We start from the raw sequence: 558 nt of genomic DNA, 5'->3' as shown, positions 1-558 counted from the left end.
TATGTAAAAACTCATATTATTATATTTTTCCGTATTAATATTACACTGTTTTACTTACGAATATATAAAGGGGTCTATTATATCATGTCGAAAACATCATTTATAACCAAGTTGCTTTACTTCTATCTTAAAAACACAGCAAAATAAATATCAATCAAATGAGGTGTTAGTGTTAGTAGCATGAAAAATAAGCGATGCGAGAATTGCGGTTCTACTACATTTAAAGAAGGAAGGATTGGATCTGCTTATCATGCATATGTTTGTGAAGATGAATCTAGTAGGTTCTTTTCAGGAGGGAAACGTTCTAAGCTATTAACCACATTCTGTTTAGAATGCGGTGAGGTAAAATCATTCAGAGTTGAAAAACCAGATACATTCAAAGAATAAAATGTATTCGAAAAGATGTTGTTACTAACATGAAAATAGCATTATTTATATTTGAGCTAATAGAAAAAGAATATTATCTAAAAATGATTCAGATAAACTTAATTGATAAAGAAAAGGCATTCTTATATATGGTCTTCTTAATTTAGTTTGTGATAAAGTGAGACTTTAATC

At 28.3% G+C, this 558-nt stretch carries 1 protein-coding gene; it reads left to right on the top strand.

The annotated features are described in order from the left end of the window. Positions 1-180 precede the first annotated feature (180 nt). A complete protein-coding gene (locus KI369_RS27875; protein ID WP_212958878.1) occupies positions 181-387 on the top strand; it encodes a hypothetical protein in 207 nt (68 codons plus the stop codon). The last annotated feature ends 171 nt before the right edge of the window (positions 388-558 follow it).

The sequence above is a fragment of the Bacillus sanguinis genome (assembly GCF_018332475.1).
Classification (GTDB): Bacteria; Bacillota; Bacilli; order Bacillales; family Bacillaceae_G; genus Bacillus_A; species Bacillus_A sanguinis.
This window is presented reverse-complemented; position numbering and strand designations above follow the sequence as displayed.